We start from the raw sequence: 17,433 nt of genomic DNA on the forward strand, positions 1-17,433 counted from the left end.
ATTCAGTTCATTGTTCCACTAATCGCCTGTTCTTCACTCACAGCTTGTAGCCGATCTGTCGCAACAAATTCTTGCGCGACAGGATGTCCTCGTCGCCTTCGATGCCTTTGGCACAGAAACCATCCACCACGCCGAGGATCGCTCGCCCTTGTTCCGTCTCAGCGAGAATCACTTCGGTTGGGTTGGCTGTCGCGCAAAAAATACGGCACACCTCTGGAACCATTTTGACGGTGTTCAGCACGTTCAGCGGATAGAAACCGTCGCCGAGGAAAATGATGAAGCTATGGCCGGCGGCGATGGCTTGCGCATTCCTCTGGGCAAGTTCGATCATCGCGGTATCGGTGCCAGACCATCGCACCAGGCATTTGCCGGAAGCTTCACAAAAGGCCACGCCAAACTTGATACCTGGCACGGCACCGACCAACGCTTCGTGGATGTCCTCGACGGACTTGATGAAGTGCGTCTGACCAAAAATGAAGTTCGTCTCTTGCGGCTTATCGATTTTGACAGTGATGAGTTGCATCTCAAACGCCTCCTTCACGATGTTGCTGCCGGAGTCTGGCAACAGATCAAGCATAGCTACTCATATGCTATCGCTCAGTCCACCGGCTGGCGTTGGCCGAAAGCAGACACCGCTCATTCCGCGTTGGCTGGTCAGCCCAGCCTGAACACCAGCGCCTTCAAGCCGCCTTGCGCGTCGGCGTCGGGAAACTCCGGTGGGTTTTCCAGGCGCTGTTCGAAATGCAGGCTTGGAGCTTCGCGGGTTACGCCGTCGATGAGGAAGTCCGAGCCTATGGCCGGGTCGTTCATGCAGGCCAGTACGGTGCCATGGCTGCTGAGCAGTTCCGGCAGGCGGCGCAACACGCGCTGGTAGTCCTTGGTCAGCAGAAAGCTGCCTTTCTGAAAAGAAGGCGGGTCGATGATCACCAGATCGTAAGGTCCGGTGTTTATCACTTTGCCCCAGGACTTGAACAGGTCGTGGCCGAGAAAGCTCACCTTGCTCAGGTCGTGTCCGTTGAGTCGGTGATTGTCGCGCCCACGGCTCAGGGCCGCGCGGGACATGTCCAGATTGACCACATGATCCGCGCCACCCTCGATGGCGGCGACCGAGAACCCGCAAGTATAGGCGAACAGATTCAAGACCCGCTTGCCGTGGGCATTGGCCCGCACCCAATTGCGGCCGTAGCGCATGTCGAGAAACAGGCCGTTGTTCTGTTTCTTGCCCAGGTCCACCCGATAGCGCAGGCCACCCTCGGTGAGGGTCCACTCTTCAACCGTTTCCCCCAGCAGCCATTCGGTAGTGCTTTGCGGCAGGTAACGGTGTTGCAGCAGTAACGTATGAGCGCCGGATGCTTGCCACGCAGGCGACTCGGTGATCTCCATCAGCAGCCGCTTCAATGCCTCCAGCTGCACCGCCTCAGGTTCCTTGAACAGCGAGACCAGGACCACGCCCTGCATCCAGTCGACGGTCAGTTGTTCCAGCCCCGGCCAGCATCGGCCCCGGCCGTGGAACAGGCGGCGGGTTTCTTCGGGGGCGGCCGCCAGGGCCGTCAGCAAATGGTGATGCAGGGTGGACAGTGCTTCAGGGTTCATCGGGCAGGGCCGGCAATTTGAAAGGGCGGCATTTTAAACACAATTGCAGTACCAGAGCCCCTACAAGGGAAAAAGGTGGCGAGGGCGCTTGTCGGAACGCCGCATCGTCCCGTTCGGCTGCGAAGCCGTCGTGATTGCGAAACCTGGGTTATACCTAAAAAACCGTGGTCTCAGGTTTCAGGGCTGCTGTGCAGCCCATCGAGGGCAATCCTTGCTCCTACAGGTCCATCCCCGTCATGAGGAACGTGTTCCATGAAAAGCTCCGGTCCTAGTCCTGTCATCACCATCGCCGAGCAACCCGGCTGCCTGCTGGTGAAGTTTCACGGTATCGAGGTGGCCGCGTCCGCACGGGCGCTGGTGTTGCTTGAGGCCAATTACCCTCCGGTGTACTACGTCCCGCGGGAGGACATCGACGAAAAGTACTTTGCCCGCACCGATCACACCAGCTATTGCCCCTACAAGGGCGATGCCAGCTATTTCAGTCTGCAAGTCCCGGGGCATGAAGGCGCCAACGCGGTATGGAGTTATGAAGATCCCAAGGTGTCGGTAGAGCAGATTCGCGGATACATGGCGTTCTATCCCGATCAAGTGAAGTTCGAGCTCCTCGACGCCGAGGTTTGATTGTCGTTTCCCAGTGGAAATGGAAAAAGGAGGGGACCCATTAGCCGGTCCTGCGTCAAGCCCCTGAGGGCATCGATGGACAACAGGCGTTGGCTCAAGGTCGTAGCGATGGGGACGGTGGTAGCGTTAGTCATGGAAGGATCGCAGGCAGGGAATAGTCAGCTCTGGCAGTGACAACCGCCAGAGCTGGATAAGATTTGGTTATCTATAACATTACAGTCTGAATCCCAGAGTTCTTCGCCCCCTGAACCTGTTGGTCGGCATGGTAGGAGGAGCGCACCAGCGGGCCGGAGGCGACGTTCTTGAAGCCCATTTTGTAACCCTCTTCGGCAAACCAGGCGAACACGTCCGGATGCACGAAGCGCTGCACCGGCAAGTGACTGCGCGATGGCTGCAGGTACTGGCCAAGGGTGAGCATGTCGATATCGTGCTCGCGCATCCGATGCATGACTTCGATGACTTCTTCGTCGGTCTCGCCCAGGCCGAGCATCAGGCCGGATTTGGTCGGAATGTGCGGCATCATTTGCTTGAACTTCTGCAGCAAGGTCAGCGACCACTGGTAGTCCGAACCCGGACGCGCAGCCTTGTACAGGCGCGGTACGGTCTCCAGGTTATGGTTGAACACATCCGGCGGCTCAGAGGCGGTGATCGCCAAGGCTACGTCCATGCGGCCACGATAGTCCGGCACCAGGGTTTCCAGCTGCACCCCCGGCGACAGTTTGCGGATCTCGCGCAGGCAATCGACAAAGTGCTGGGCGCCACCGTCACGCAAGTCGTCGCGGTCCACCGAGGTGATCACCACGTACTTGAGGCGCAGGTCGGCGATGGCCACCGCCAGGTTCATCGGCTCGTCGACGTCCAGGGGTTTCGGTCGGCCGTGGCCGACGTCGCAGAACGGGCAGCGACGGGTGCAGATGTCACCCATGATCATGAAAGTCGCGGTGCCGCCGGAGAAGCACTCACCCAGGTTCGGGCAGGAGGCCTCTTCGCAGACACTGTGCAGCTTGTGTTTGCGCAGTAGTTGCTTGATCCGGTCGACCTCCGGGGAGATCGGCATGCGCACCCGAATCCAGTCGGGTTTACGTGGGAACTCATCGGTCGGGATGATCTTTACCGGAATCCGCGCGACCTTTTGCGCACCGCGCAGTTTGGTACCGACCTCCACTTTGGCCGGACTGTTGCCGGCCGATTCCACAAGTAGGCTCATGTGTATTTTTCTTTTGTTCGAGTGGGAGAGGCGAGTTCGGCAGCGGAACCTGTGGGAGCGAGCCTGCTCGCGATGGCGGAGTGACAGTCGACATCAATGTTGAATGATCAATCGTAATCGCGAGCAGGCTCGCTCCCACAGAGATAGTCCTGCGCAATCAGTCGCGGTAGACAGGGAAGTCAGAGCACATCGCAGCGGCCTGAACGGCGACTTGTGCCTCGACATCGGCATCGCCGAGGTGATCGAGGATGTCGCAGATCCAGCCAGCCAGTTCAATGCTCTGGGCTTCCTTGAAACCACGGCTGGTGATTGCTGGAGTGCCAATGCGCAGGCCAGAGGTCACGAACGGCGATTGTGGGTCGTTCGGTACGGCGTTCTTGTTCACGGTGATACCGGCACGACCGAGGGCGGCGTCGGCGTCTTTGCCGGTCAGGCCCTGACGAATCAGGCTGACCAGGAACAAGTGGTTGTCGGTACCACCGGAAACTACGTCATAGCCACGCTTGATAAAGACGCTGGCCATCGCCTGGGCGTTGTGGATCACTTGTGCCTGATAGGTCTTGAAGCCTGGCTCCAGCGCTTCTTTAAAGCACACGGCCTTGGCGGCGATCACGTGCATCAGCGGGCCGCCTTGCCCTCCAGGGAACACCGCGGCGTTGAGCTTTTTCTCCAGTTCCGGATTGGCCTTGGCCAGGATCAGGCCGCCGCGCGGGCCGCGCAGGGTCTTGTGGGTGGTGGTCGTGACGACATCGGCAAAGGGGATCGGGTTCGGGTACAGACCGGTCGCCACCAGCCCCGCGACGTGGGCCATGTCCACAAACAGATAAGCGCCGACCTTGTCGGCAATTGCACGAAAGCGCGGGAAGTCCAGGGTCTTCGAATAGGCAGAGAAGCCGGCAATGATCATCTTCGGTTGGTGCTCGACGGCCAGGCGCTCGACTTCGTCGTAATCGATCAGCCCGGTCGCGGTGTCGATGCCGTACTGCACCGCGTTATACAGTTTTCCGGAAAAGCTGACTTTGGCGCCGTGGGTCAGGTGGCCGCCGTGGGCCAGGCTCATGCCCAGCACGGTGTCACCGGCTTGCAGCAGGGCCAGATAGACCGCTGCGTTGGCCTGGCTGCCGGAGTGCGGCTGGACGTTGGCGTAGTCGGCGCCGAACAGCTGTTTGGCCCGATCGATGGCCAACTGCTCGACCACGTCGACGTGTTCGCAGCCGCCGTAATAGCGCTTGCCTGGATAGCCTTCGGCGTACTTGTTGGTCAGACCGCTGCCTTGCGCCTCCATCACCCGTTGGCTGGTGTAGTTTTCCGAGGCGATCAACTCGATGTGGTGTTCTTGCCGTGCATCCTCGGCATTCATCGCCGCCAGCAGTTCGTCGTCGTAGCCTTTGATCTGGTCGTGCTTGCTGAACATGGTGGAGTCCTCTTTTTGTTCTCTGGATTGGCTGATGTACACCTGTGGGAGCGAGATTGCTCGCGAAGCTTTTAGCGGTCTTGAGGGCCTCTTCGCGAGCAATCGAGCGTCGACCGGCTGCTCCTACAGGGTTAAGGCGTTGTTCTCAGGCGTAGTCCGCGATCGACGGGCAGGCGCAGATCAGGTTGCGATCGCCAAACACGTTGTCGACGCGACCGACCGGTGGCCAGTATTTGCCGTCGATCAAGGTCTCCAGTGGGTAAACGGCTTGTTCACGGCTATACGGATGCGTCCACTCGCCAACGATCTCCGCGGCGGTGTGCGGGGCGTTTTTCAGTGGGTTGTCATCCTTGTCCAGCGTGCCGTTTTCCACTGCGCGGATTTCTTCGCGGATGCGGATCATGGCGTCGCAGAAGCGGTCCAGTTCTTCTTTGGATTCACTTTCGGTCGGCTCGATCATCAGCGTGCCGGCCACCGGGAAGGACATGGTCGGGGCGTGGAAGCCGAAGTCGATCAGGCGCTTGGCGACGTCATCGACGCTGATGCCGCTGCTGTCTTTCAACGGACGCAGGTCGAGGATGCATTCGTGGGCCACCAGACCGTTGCTGCCGGTGTACAGCACCGGGTAGTGCTCTTCGAGGCGACGGGAAATGTAGTTGGCATTGAGGATCGCCAGTTGCGAAGCGCGCTTGAGGCCGGCGCCACCCATCATCCGAATGTACATCCAGGTGATCGGCAGAATGCTCGCGCTGCCGAACGGTGCGGCGCAGACCGCGCCTTCCTTGCGCTCCATCGTGCCGTGACCCGGCAGGAACGGCGTCAGGTGCGACTTGACGCCAATCGGGCCGACACCCGGACCGCCACCGCCGTGGGGGATGCAGAAGGTTTTGTGCAGATTCAGGTGCGACACGTCGCCGCCGAACTTGCCCGGTGCGCAAAGGCCGACCATGGCGTTCATGTTGGCGCCGTCGATGTACACCTGGCCGCCGTGGTCGTGAATGATGCCGCAGATTTCGCGGATGCCTTCTTCGAACACGCCGTGGGTCGAGGGGTAGGTGATCATCAGCGCGGCGAGGTGTTCGCGGTGCTCGATGGCCTTGGCGCGCAGGTCTTCGATGTCGACGTTGCCGCGGGCGTCGCAGGCAGTCACCACCACACGCATGCCGGCCATGTTGGCGGTGGCCGGGTTGGTGCCGTGGGCCGAGGACGGAATCAGGCAGATGTCGCGACGGTCTTCGCCACGGCTCTGGTGGTAGGCACGGATCGCCAACAGACCGGCGTATTCGCCCTGCGAGCCGGCGTTCGGTTGCAGGGAAATCGCGTCGTAACCGGTCGCCGCGCAGAGCATCGCTTCCAGTTCATCGGTCAGTTGCTGGTAGCCGGCGCTTTGCTCGGCCGGGGCGAACGGGTGCAGGGCACCGAACTCGGCCCAGGTCACCGGGATCATCTCGCTGGCGGCGTTGAGTTTCATGGTGCAGGAGCCCAGCGGGATCATGGTGCGATCCAGCGCCAGGTCCTTGTCGGCGAGCTTGCGCAGGTAGCGCATCAGCTCGGTTTCCGAGTGATAACGGTTGAACACCGGGTGACTGAGGATCGGCGATTGGCGCACCAGAGTCGCCGGGATGCGGCTTTCGACCGCGGCGGCGAGGGCGGCGAAGTCCGGCAGTGCTTTGCCGTCGGCCAGCACGCTCCACAGGGTTTCAACGTCAGTCTGGCTGGTGGTTTCGTCGAGGGACAGGCCCAGACGCTCGCCATCGACGACGCGCAGGTTGATGCGCTGGGCGCGGGCCTGGTCGTGCAAAGCAGCAGTTTGCGCGCCGGTTTTAATCGTCAACGTGTCGAAGAAGTGTGCTTGCTCGACGCTCAGGCCCAATGCGCTCAAGCCTTTGGCGAGGATCGCGGTCAGGTGATGAATGCGCTGGGCGATCTGGATCAGGCCTTTCGGGCCGTGGTAGACGGCGTACATGCTGGCGATGTTGGCCAGCAGCACCTGGGCGGTGCAGATGTTGCTGGTGGCTTTCTCGCGGCGGATATGTTGCTCGCGGGTCTGCATGGCCAGGCGCAGGGCCGGCTTGCCGAAACGGTCCACGGACACGCCAACCAGACGGCCGGGCATGTCGCGCTTGAACGCGTCGCGGGTGGAGAAGTAGGCCGCGTGCGGGCCACCGAAGCCCAGCGGCACGCCGAAGCGTTGGGCGCTGCCGATGGCCACGTCGGCGCCGAATTCGCCCGGCGGGGTCAGCACGGTCAGGGCCAGCAGGTCAGCGGCCACCGCGACCAGCGCATTGGCGGAGTGGAAACGCTCGGTCAGTTCGCGGTAGTCGAACAGGTCGCCGTTGCTCGCCGGGTATTGCAGCAGGGCGCCGAAGAACGGCGTCACGTCGCTCAATTCGCGCTCGTCACCGACCACCACCTCGATGCCCAACGGCTCGGCACGGGTGCGCAGGACGTCGAGGGTCTGCGGGTGACAGTGGCTGGAGGCGAAGAACGCGTGGCTGCCTTTGTTCTTGCTCAGGCGTTTGCAGAAAGTCATGGCTTCGGCCGCGGCGGTGGCTTCGTCGAGCAGCGAGGCGTTGGCGATCGGCAGGCCGGACAGGTCGCTGATCAGCGTCTGGAAGTTCAGCAGCGCTTCCAGACGGCCTTGGGAAATTTCCGGTTGATACGGGGTGTAGGCGGTGTACCAGGCCGGGTTTTCCAGCAGGTTGCGCAGGATCGGCGACGGCGTGTGGGTGCCGTAGTAGCCCTGGCCGATGTAGGTCTTGAACAGCTGGTTTTTCGCGGCGATGGCTTTGATCGAGGCCAGGGCATCGGCTTCGCTCAGGCCGTCTTCCAGGCCGAGCACGCTGGTGCCCTTGATGCTGTCCGGGATGACGCTGGCGCTCAGGGCTTCCAGGGAGTCGAAACCGAGGCTGTTGAGCATGGCTTGCTCATCGCCCGAACGCGGGCCGATGTGGCGCGCGATGAATTCGTTGGCGGTGTTGAGGACGGTGGTCATGCTGAAATCCTCAAGCGTCGTCGTTGGTCAGGCGCTCGTAAGCGGCCTGGTCGAGGAGGGTGTCCATTGCGCTGGCGTCGCTGGGGCGCATACGGAAGAACCAGCCTTCACCCAGCGCGTCTTCGTTGATCAATTCGGGGGCACTTTCCAGCGTTGAATTCACCTCGACCACTTCGCCGTCCAAGGGCATGTACACGCTGCTGGCGGCTTTCACCGACTCCAGCACCGCCACTTCATCGCCAGCGCGGAAGGCACGCGATTCCGGCACCTGAACGAAGACCACGTCACCCAGCGCCTGCTGGGCGTAAGCGGTGATACCCACAGTGATCAGGCCATCGCTCTCAAGACGCAGCCATTCGTGATCGACGGTAAAACGCAATTCGCTCATATCAACTCCTCATTGTTCAGACTCATCCGCTGCTGGTGGCGGATGACGATGGACAGGCTCGTGCCGGGGCAGCGAGCGTGGCTTGAGGGGTGATAGCAAGGCGGGTGCCAGTTTTATTTAATCTTTTTAAATCAATGGCTTGAGTTGTTTTTAGGAGAATTTGCGGCGCTGTTCCGTATTGAAATCAATACAGGTGTCCGGGAAGGCGGGTGGCAAGTCCGGGCCGGGCTAGTAGGCGCGGGAGTTGCGGCGTTTTGTCTTGAATTCGATACGATGTATTGATTTGCAGACGGGCTGGGTTAATACATAACCCCTGTGGGAGCGAGCTTGCTCGCGATGAGGGCGTATCAGTCGAAATCAATGTTGACTGTGACACCGCAATCGCGAGCAAGCTCGCTCCCACAGGGGTTAGGTGTTGCTGGTGAAAATGTGTTCCGGCAAAGGCATCAGGGCTTGCTCGGAATCCCGTATTTGCGCAGGCGGACGGCGATGGCGCTGTGGGAGGTTTGCAGGCGTGCGGCCAGTAACCGGCTGGAAGGGTAACTGCCATAGAGCTGTTCCAGCAGGCTCTTCTCAAAATCTTCGACGGCATCCTCCAGGCTGCCCACCTCGCCGCTGTTCTGCCGTGCCACGGCCGTCCTGGCGATGTCCAGGTCTTCGATGTCCACCAGCGGGTTCTCGCAAATGGCGGCGGCGCGGAAGATCACGTTTTGCAGTTGGCGCACGTTGCCCGGCCAGCGATTGCCCAGCAGCGCCGGATAGGTGCCCGGCGCCAGACGGCAGACCGGGCGCTGGATCTGTGCGCAGGCCTGCTGCATGAAGTAGCCGGCCAGCAGCAGAATGTCCTGGCCGCGTTCGCGTAACGGCGGCACTTGCAGATTGAGCACATTCAGACGGTAGAACAGGTCCTCGCGAAAGCTGCCTTCGCTGACCATTTTTTCCAGGTCACGGTGGGTCGCGCTGAGGACCCGCACATTGACCTTGACCTCACGATCGCCACCCACCCGACGGAAACAGCCATCGCTTAAAAAGCGCAGCAACTTGGCCTGCAGGTAGGGCGACATTTCGCCGATTTCGTCGAGGAACACCGTGCCTTGGTCGGCCAGTTCAAGCAGGCCGATTTTGCCTCCCCGTTGCGCGCCGGTGAAGGCGCCAGGGGCGTAGCCGAACAGCTCGCTTTCGGCGAGGCTTTCCGGCAGCGCTGCGCAGTTCAGGGCCAGAAATGGCGAGTCGTGCCGTGTGCTGATGGCGTGACAGGCGCGGGCCACCAGCTCTTTGCCGGTGCCGGTTTCGCCCTGAATCAGCAACGGTGCGTCGAGCGTTGCAACACGCTGGGCACGGGCTTTCAAGGCTCGCACCGGAGGCGAATCGCCCAGTAGCGCATCGAAACCTTCGGCATGGTCATGGTGCAGCGCCGAGAGGCGTTCACCGATGCGGTTCGGTTGATACAGGGTCAGCAGGGCGCCGGCGTCGGTGATCGGCATGGCATCGAGCAGCAAGGTCTGGCCACCGAGGCTGACCTCATGCATGGGCAGACGGAAACCGTGTTCGATCAGCGTGCGTTGCAAGGAGGGATCATCGAATAGCGCCGTCAGCGGCTCACCGGCCGGTTCGCGGCCACACAGTGCGATCAGCGCCGGATTGGCCAGCAGCACATGGCCGCGGCCATCCACCGCAAGGACCGGGTCGGTGCTGGCAGCCAGCAAGGCATCCAGTTGCAAGCGTCGACGTTGCCCCGGGAGGATGTCGACCATCGTCACCGATTGCACGCCCTGCACATCGAGAAAGGCCTCGCGCAACTCCTCCAGCACATCGGCGCCGAGGGTCGGGGCGTCGATGTAAACGTTCGGTGGCACCATCTCGACGGCATCCAGATTGAAACTGCGCCCACCGAGCAGGGCCAGCACTTCCTGGGTGATACCAACGCGGTCGATGAATGTGACGTGGATGCGCATGGTTGGCCTGCAAGGGTTGCGAACTGGATCACTGCGTCAATGAGTATGCCGGTCTCTGTGAGCGTGTGGCGAGCGTGACGTCAGGTGCTGCCTGTTTTGCGTGAACAGGCGGCCAGATCCTCGAGGAAGGCCTGAAGTATCGGCGGCGGGGCAATGCCACGTCGGGTGATCACGTCGAAGGGCGACATCAGATGCAAACTGGTTGGCGCCAATTGGTGCATTTCGCCGGTCTTGATCCATTGGGTGGCGAAGTGCACGGGCAAAAAGCCCAGATAGGCGCCGGAGATGATCAGAATGGCCAGCGCCTCGATGTTGTCCACGGTCGCTGCGGCCTTGCTGACGCCCAGGTGTTCGAGGTCGTACTGCTGCATGTAACCCCTGACGACAATCCGGCTCTCGCCAATCTCTTCGAGCAGTTCGGCACTCTCGGCCTTGCTGCCATAGAGCGGATGCCGCCGCCCGCAATACAGCCCGAGTGCTTCCTGATACAGCGGTGAGTGCAACAGACCCGGAACGTAGATCGGGAAGTGCCCGATGGCCAGGTGCAGTCGGCCGTCGAGTACGCGTTCCTCCAGTTCGGCGGGGGTGCCGACATACACGTTCAGATGCACATCATGCCCCCTCGACACGAAGCGCTGGGTGGTTCGTGGAATCGGTGAATCAGGGTCGGTGATGGTGGTGTCGATGATCCCCAGGTTGAGCTTGCCACTGATGTGCTGCTTGAGCACGTCGGCGTCCATGCAGAAGTTCTCCACCGCCGAGAGCAGGCGCTGGGTGGCTTCATGGATCGCCACGCCTTGCTCGGTCAGGCGAAAGCCGCTGCGCCCGCGTTGACAGAGTTTGACCCCGAGCCGGGTTTCCAGATGGGTCATCTGTTCGCTGATGGTCGACTGGCCGGCGTTCAAAGCCGCCTGCGCGGCGGAAAACCCCCCGCACCTGACAATCGTGGCAAACACCCTGAGCAGCTTCAGATCGACATCGTGCAGCTGAATCACCTTGGACCTCCTGCCTGTGGATGCATCGGCAATGCCGATATGAGTATCTGATGTTTAGCATTTTTTCCACGAAAACCTGCGCCCATAGTCATTCCAACGGCGGTCGCCTTCCAAGTCCGCCTAGCCGATAACAAGAATTGGAGATGCCTGAAATGTCGAAGCATGGTTATGAATCCGGTCGCCTGAACTTGCCGTTCGTGGGGCACTGCACCTTTGCCAAATCCCCGGTGTGCACCGATTGGGATGCGCTTGATGCCGATGTCGCCATCCTCGGCGCGCCGAACGACATGGGCACCCAGTGGCGTTCCGGCGCACGCTTCGGGCCGCGCGGGATTCGCGAGGCATCGACGCTGTTTTCCTTCGGCCACGCCGGTGCCTATGACCACGAAGATGACGTCATGTACCTGACCGCGTCGGACGTGCGCATGGTCGACGTGGGTGACGCCGACATCGTGCACACCGACATGGTCACGAGTAACGAGAACACCGAGTACGCCGTGCGCAAGATTCTCGATGCCGGTGTCATGCCGGTTGTACTCGGCGGCGATCACTCGATTCACGCCCCGGTGATCAAGGCTTTCGAGGGCCGCGGCCCGATCCACATCATTCACTTCGATGCGCACCTGGATTTCGTCGACGAACGTCATGGCGTTCGCTACGGCCATGGCAACCCGCTGCGCCGCGCTTCGGAAATGAACCACATCGTCGGCATGACCCAGATGGGCATCCGCAACGTGTCTTCTTCCAATCGCGATGACTACGAAGCGGCCCATAGCGCCGGCTCGAAGATCCTTTCGGTACGTGATGTCCGCCGTCTCGGCACCGAGGGTGTGCTGGCGTTGATCCCGCAAAACATCAACTACTACATCACCATCGACATCGACGGTTTCGACCCGTCCATCGCCCCCGGCACGGGCACGCCCAGCCACGGCGGCTTCCTGTACTACGAAGTGTTGGAAATCATCCAGGCCCTGGCCAAGCGCAGTAAAGGCAACATCGTTGGTATGGATCTGGTCGAGGTGGCGCCCGTCTATGACCCTTCCGGCATTACCTCGATTCTGGCGGCACAACTGCTGCTCAACAGCATCGGCTTCATCTTCCACGAGCGGGCTCAAGCGCGTCAGGAAATGAGCGAAACCACCCCGGCTTGATTGTCCGGATCGATCCTCGAACCACAGTGACCCGGCGTGGCCTGACCGCCGGGCAGAGAGAATAAAAATGGACACGATCGTTAAGCAGTACCTGCAGAAATTCGGAGTATCCGAAGCCACCCAAACCTTCCTCGGCAAGGTTCAGAAGATGTTCATCGGTGGCGCCTGGGTCGAGGCCAGCGACGGCCAGACTTCCGATGTCATCGAGCCGTCGACCGAGGGCCTGATCACCCGTATTCCAATGGGCACCACCGAGGATCTGGATCGCGCCGTGCAAGCCGCCCGCGCGCAGTTTGACGGTGGCGCCTGGCGTCAGGCCAAGCCGGCGGAACGCGAACGGATGATGCACCGCCTGGCTGACCTGATTGAAAACAACGCCGCCGAACTGGCGGAAATCGAATCGATCGACATGGGCAAGTCCGCTGCCCAAGCACGGGATGTCGATATCCAGGGCACGGTCGATACCCTGCGTTACTTCGCCGGCTGGGCCACGAAACTTCACGGGCGCACCGTCGAGCCATCGTTACCGGGCAATTACCTGGCCTATACGCGCAAGGAACCTGTGGGTGTGGTCGGCGCCATCGTGCCCTGGAACTTCCCGCTGCAGACCATGGCCTGGAAGCTCGGTGCCGCGCTGGCAACCGGTTGCACCGTGGTGGTCAAACCCGCCGAACTGACCTCTCTGTCCGCCTTGCGTTTCGCCGAACTGGTTCAGGAAGCGGGCATCCCGGATGGGGTGATCAACATCGTGACCGGACGCGGCAGCGTGGTCGGTGCGGCCATGGCCACGCACCCAGGCATCGACAAGCTGACCTTTACCGGCTCGACGCCGGTAGGCCGCACCGTCGGACGTGCTGCGCTGGACGAAATGAAGCGACTAACCCTCGAACTCGGAGGAAAATCACCGGTAATAGTGCTGGCCGATGCCGACCTTCCGGCCGCCGCCCAGGCGATCGCCAACGGGGTATTCTTCAACTCGGGTCAGGTGTGCGATGCCGGTACACGCGCCTATATTCATCGCAGCATCTACGACGATTTCCTGCGCGAACTGATCGCCTACACACGGACGTTGAAGATGGCGCCGGGTCTGGATCCAGACTGCTTCATCAGCCCGCTGGTATCGGCGTTGCAAAAGGAGCGAGTGACCGACTACATCGAAACCGGCAAGCGTGAAGGCGCCGAACTGGTCTACGGCGGCCAGCCTGTCGATGGCCCCGGCTTCTTCGTAGAGCCGACCATCTTCGCTCATTGCCGCAACGATATGCGCATCGTCCAGGAAGAAATCTTTGGTCCGGTGCTGGTGACCGCACCTTTCGATGATGAAGAAGAGGCGTTGGCACTGGCCAATGATTCGCCCTACGGGTTGGCGGCCGCACTTTACTCCAATGACCTTGGACGTGTGCACAGCCTGATTCCGCGGTTGCGAGCGGGCTCGGTCTACGTCAACGCCCACAGCACCATCGACCCGTCGATGCCGTTCGGTGGTTACAAGCAATCTGGATTCGGCAAGGATCTGGGGCCGGAACAGCTCGATTATCTGATGGAGACCAAGGCGGTCTGGATCACGCTGCCCTGAGTCAAGGCTGACACAGCCCTTGTGGGAGCGAGCTTGCTCGCGAAGAGGCCAGCACATCCAACATTGATGTCGGCTGATACTCCGCTATCGCGAGCAAGCTCGCTCCCACAGGGACGTCGTTCACCCAAAAGAATGCAGTTATCTCGTCATGATCTTCCAAAAATAAGAGTACATCATGAACATTGACGCCAAAGCCGCCCCAAGCGTGTTGACCCGCGACGACAAGCCCGTCGTCGAGGGTCATTCGATCGACTTCATCCCGGAAAACGAGCGCACCGACAAACTGTCGAGCCAGGGCCCGTTCTGGTTCCTCGGCAATTTCACCTTCTTCACCATGACCATCGGCTTCGTTGGCCCGAGCGTCGGCCTGACCGCGCTCTGGACCACACTCGCCGGCACGCTGGGCATCATGTTCGGCACGCTGTTCATGGCTTTTCATGGCTCGCAGGGGCCACACCTGGGGCTGCCACAGATGATCCAGTCGCGTGCGCAGTTCGGCTATCGCGGCGTCATTCTCGTGCTGCTGGCGACGCTGTTTGTGTTCGCCGGTTTCAACATCGTTAACCTGGTGTTGATGATGCAGGGCCTGCACACGCTATTCGGTTTCAACCCCATTGTGGTGGCGGTGGCCGTGACGATACCGGCTGCGATCCTGGCTATCCTCGGCCATGACTGGATGCACCGCAGTTTCAAGTGGGCGTTGTATCTGTCGATTCCGCTTTACGGTCTGGTGACCTTGGCCGTGCTGATGGGCTGGGTTCCCGATGCGCCGATGCCGGTACTCGCGGCCGGTGAAATTGCTCCGCCACCATTGGGCTTCAACTGGACCGGTTTCATCGCCCAGTTCGCGGCGGCGGCAAGTTACAACATCGCTTACGCCCCCTATGTGTCCGACTATTCGCGCTACCTGCCGAAGAACACCTCCAGCGGCAAACTGATCGCAGTGGTGTTTCTGGGGGCCTCGTTGTCCGGCGCATGGATGATTTCCGTGGGTGGCTGGTTGGCCGATCACCTGCATTCCACGGATGTGCTGGTCGCCCTCGGGCAAGTGGGCAACACGGTGTCGCCGCTCATCGGTACAGTGGTGGTGGTCGTCACGATCCTGGCCTTCCTGCCGGTCATCGCGATGAACATCTACAGCGCGAAGCTGACCACGTTGACCTGCGTCGACTCCATCAAGCACATCGAGCCGACGCGCAAGGCGCGCATTCTGGCCATCGGTTTCGTGATCCTGCTGCAGCTGGGCGTGGCCCTGAGCATCCAGAGCTCGGGTAAAGGCCTGTCGGTGCTGGGTATCTACCTGGTGGTGATGTTGTACTTCCTGGTGCCATGGACCTCGGTCAACCTGACTGACTACTTCTTCGTCCGCAAAGGCCGCTACGCCATCCCGCACTTCTTCATGCCGCACGGCAACATCTACGGCAGTTGGGGTCTACGTGGTATCGCGGCGTATGCGATCGGCTTCATTTCGATGATCCCGTTCTTCTACATCTACGACGCCGTCGAACAGCGTGAGGTCTATGTCGGCCCGCTCGCCAAGGCGCTCGGCAGCATCGACATCGCCTGGCTCGTCGGGCTGATCGTGTCGGGGCTGGCGTACTACTGGTTGAGCCGCTCGATCGACCTCAAAGGCGAAGAAGCGGTTATCCAGCACATCGAGAAAACATCTCCGCAATACACCACCGGCGAGAAGCTGAGCAAGCACTCGTTGCCGGTTTTCAACGAATCGACAGCCGGGAGATAATCATGGCTACGCAAAAATACGACTACATCATCATCGGTGCAGGCTCGGCAGGTTGTGTGTTGGCCAACCGCCTGAGCGAAGACCCGGCCACCTCGGTACTGGTGCTGGAATTTGGTGGCAGTGATCGCAGTGTGGTGATCCAGATGCCGAGCGCGTTTTCGATCCCGATGAACACCAAGAAGTACAACTGGCGCTACGAGACCGAGCCGGAACCCTACCTCAACGGACGTCGTATCCACTGTCCGCGAGGCAAGGTGCTGGGTGGTTCATCGTCGATCAATGGCCTGGTGTACATCCGTGGCCACGCCTATGACTTCGACGAATGGGAGTCGCTCGGCGCACAGGGTTGGGGCTATCGCAACTGCCTGCCTTACTTTAAACGGGCCGAGCACTACGAGGAGGGCGGTGACGGCTATCGCGGCAGCACCGGCCCGTTGCACACCACCAACGGCAATCACATGAAAAACCCGTTGTACGGAGCCTGGATCGAAGCCGGTGCCGAAGCGGGCTACATCAAGACCGACGACTGCAACGGCTTCATGCAGGAAGGTTTCGGTGCCATGCACATGACGGTGAAAAATGGTGTGCGTTGCTCCACAGCCAACGCTTATCTGCGGCCGGCCATGGGTCGCCCGAACCTGACCGTGGTCACTCACGCGATGACGCGTCATATCATTCTGGAAGGCAAAAAAGCCGTCGGGATCAGCTATGACCACCAAGGCCAGACCCACCAGGTCTATTGCAACCGGGAAATCCTCGTGTCGGCAGGTCCCATCGGTTCGCCGCACCTGCTGCAGCGATCCGGTATCGGGCCGGCCGAGGTTCTGCGCAAAGCCGGGGTCGAGGTCCGGCATGACCTGCCGGGGGTAGGGGAGAATCTGCAGGATCACGCAGAGGTTTACATCCAGTTCGGGTGCAAGGAACCGGTGACGCTCAATAACAAAATGGATCCCCTGAGCAAGCTGTTGATCGGCCTGCGCTGGCTGTTGTTCAAGGACGGGCTCGGCGCCACCAATCATTTCGAGGCCGGTGGTTTCATCCGCTCCGAGAAGGGTCTGCGCTGGCCGGACATCCAGTTCCACTTTCTGCCCGCGGCCATGCGTTACGACGGCAATAAACCGATCAAGGGCCACGGCTTCATGGTGCTCACCGGGCCGAACAAACCCAAGAGCCGCGGCTATGTGCGGGTTCGCTCCGCCGACCCTTACGAACATCCGCAGATTCAATTCAACTACCTGCAACGCGAAGAAGATCGCGAAGGTTTCCGTCGCTGCATCCGCCTGACCCGGGAGATCATCGGCCAGCCGGCGATGGATCGCTTCCGCGACGGCGAGATCGCGCCGGGGCCGCAGGTGAATACCGATGAAGAGATCGACGCCTTCGTGCGTGAAAACCTGGAGAGCACCTACCATCCTTGCGGCTCGTGCCGCATGGGCGAGGACGACATGGCGGTGGTCGATTCCGAACTCTGTGTACGGGGCATCAAGGGGTTGCGGGTGATCGACTCATCGGTGTTCCCAACCGAGCCGAATGGCAACCTCAATGCGCCGACCATCATGCTGGCCGAGCGGGCATCCGATCTGCTTCGCGGGCGCCAGATGCTGCCCGCGTCCGATGTGGCAGTCGGTCTCGCCGAAAACTGGGAAACCAGCCAGCGGACATCGGCGCCGGGGCGCAACGTCAGGGTTTGATCGAGCCGCGCGTATCACCACCGAATGGCTACGTGCGGCTATAGTCATTTAGCGAGACCCTGCGAAGGGGCTTATAACCACCTCGGCAAGCGGCCCCATCGAT

General features: G+C 60.9%; 13 protein-coding genes. 5 read left to right on the top strand and 8 right to left on the bottom strand.

The genetic code is table 11. From position 1 onward, the window contains the following. Nucleotides 1–37: 37 nt before the first annotated feature. Entirely contained in the window at nucleotides 38–523 is a 486-nt protein-coding gene (locus AC3I0A_RS11115; protein WP_489377812.1) for an adenosine-specific kinase, read from the bottom strand. A gap of 131 nt (nucleotides 524–654) precedes the next feature. After that, on the bottom strand, nucleotides 655–1,593 hold the full coding sequence (locus AC3I0A_RS11120; protein ID WP_489377813.1) for a class I SAM-dependent methyltransferase: 939 nt from the start codon (nucleotides 1,591–1,593) through the stop codon (nucleotides 655–657). A gap of 252 nt (nucleotides 1,594–1,845) precedes the next feature. Here AC3I0A_RS11120 and AC3I0A_RS11125 point away from each other — a divergent pair, with 252 nt between their 5' ends. Next, on the top strand, nucleotides 1,846–2,214 hold the full coding sequence (locus AC3I0A_RS11125) for a DUF427 domain-containing protein (RefSeq protein ID WP_489377815.1): 369 nt from the start codon (nucleotides 1,846–1,848) through the stop codon (nucleotides 2,212–2,214). A 205-nt stretch (nucleotides 2,215–2,419) separates the two neighbouring features. Here AC3I0A_RS11125 and lipA read toward each other — a convergent pair whose 3' ends face one another. The 6 genes from lipA to AC3I0A_RS11155 form a co-directional block, all read right to left on the bottom strand. After that, nucleotides 2,420–3,421 (bottom strand): lipoyl synthase, encoded by a 1,002-nt coding sequence (gene lipA, locus AC3I0A_RS11130; RefSeq protein ID WP_489377816.1) that lies wholly within the window; start codon nucleotides 3,419–3,421, stop codon nucleotides 2,420–2,422. Between the two features lie 157 nt (nucleotides 3,422–3,578). Next, entirely contained in the window at nucleotides 3,579–4,835 is a 1,257-nt protein-coding gene (gene glyA / locus AC3I0A_RS11135; protein ID WP_489377817.1) for a serine hydroxymethyltransferase, read from the bottom strand. 145 nt (nucleotides 4,836–4,980) lie between these two features. After that, on the bottom strand, nucleotides 4,981–7,830 hold the full coding sequence (gcvP, locus tag AC3I0A_RS11140) for an aminomethyl-transferring glycine dehydrogenase (RefSeq protein ID WP_489377819.1): 2,850 nt from the start codon (nucleotides 7,828–7,830) through the stop codon (nucleotides 4,981–4,983). Nucleotides 7,831–7,840: 10 nt separating this feature from the next. Next, nucleotides 7,841–8,218 carry a glycine cleavage system protein GcvH gene (gcvH, locus tag AC3I0A_RS11145; protein WP_489377820.1) on the bottom strand — a complete coding sequence of 126 codons (378 nt, stop codon included), beginning with the start codon at nucleotides 8,216–8,218 and terminating at the stop codon, nucleotides 7,841–7,843. Between the two features lie 446 nt (nucleotides 8,219–8,664). Continuing rightward, nucleotides 8,665–10,173 carry a sigma-54-dependent transcriptional regulator gene (locus AC3I0A_RS11150; protein ID WP_489377821.1) on the bottom strand — a complete coding sequence of 503 codons (1,509 nt, stop codon included), beginning with the start codon at nucleotides 10,171–10,173 and terminating at the stop codon, nucleotides 8,665–8,667. 80 nt (nucleotides 10,174–10,253) lie between these two features. Continuing rightward, the gene (locus AC3I0A_RS11155) at nucleotides 10,254–11,168 is read right to left on the bottom strand and encodes a LysR family transcriptional regulator (protein ID WP_489377823.1); all 915 of its coding nucleotides are present in this window, start codon (nucleotides 11,166–11,168) and stop codon (nucleotides 10,254–10,256) included. A gap of 152 nt (nucleotides 11,169–11,320) precedes the next feature. Here AC3I0A_RS11155 and speB point away from each other — a divergent pair, with 152 nt between their 5' ends. From speB to betA, 4 genes are all read left to right on the top strand, one after another. Further along, on the top strand, nucleotides 11,321–12,319 hold the full coding sequence (speB, locus tag AC3I0A_RS11160) for an agmatinase (RefSeq protein ID WP_489377825.1): 999 nt from the start codon (nucleotides 11,321–11,323) through the stop codon (nucleotides 12,317–12,319). Between the two features lie 67 nt (nucleotides 12,320–12,386). After that, nucleotides 12,387–13,895: an aldehyde dehydrogenase family protein gene (locus tag AC3I0A_RS11165; RefSeq protein ID WP_489377826.1), complete on the top strand. Its 1,509-nt coding sequence runs from the start codon at nucleotides 12,387–12,389 to the stop codon at nucleotides 13,893–13,895. A gap of 175 nt (nucleotides 13,896–14,070) precedes the next feature. Then, nucleotides 14,071–15,639, top strand: a complete 1,569-nt coding sequence (locus tag AC3I0A_RS11170) for a purine-cytosine permease family protein (RefSeq protein WP_489377827.1) — start codon at nucleotides 14,071–14,073, stop codon at nucleotides 15,637–15,639. 2 nt (nucleotides 15,640–15,641) lie between these two features. Then, nucleotides 15,642–17,330 (top strand): choline dehydrogenase, encoded by a 1,689-nt coding sequence (betA, locus tag AC3I0A_RS11175; RefSeq protein ID WP_489377828.1) that lies wholly within the window; start codon nucleotides 15,642–15,644, stop codon nucleotides 17,328–17,330. Nucleotides 17,331–17,433 lie beyond the last annotated feature (103 nt).

The sequence above is a fragment of the Pseudomonas sp. KH_024_B2 genome, from assembly GCF_057839965.1.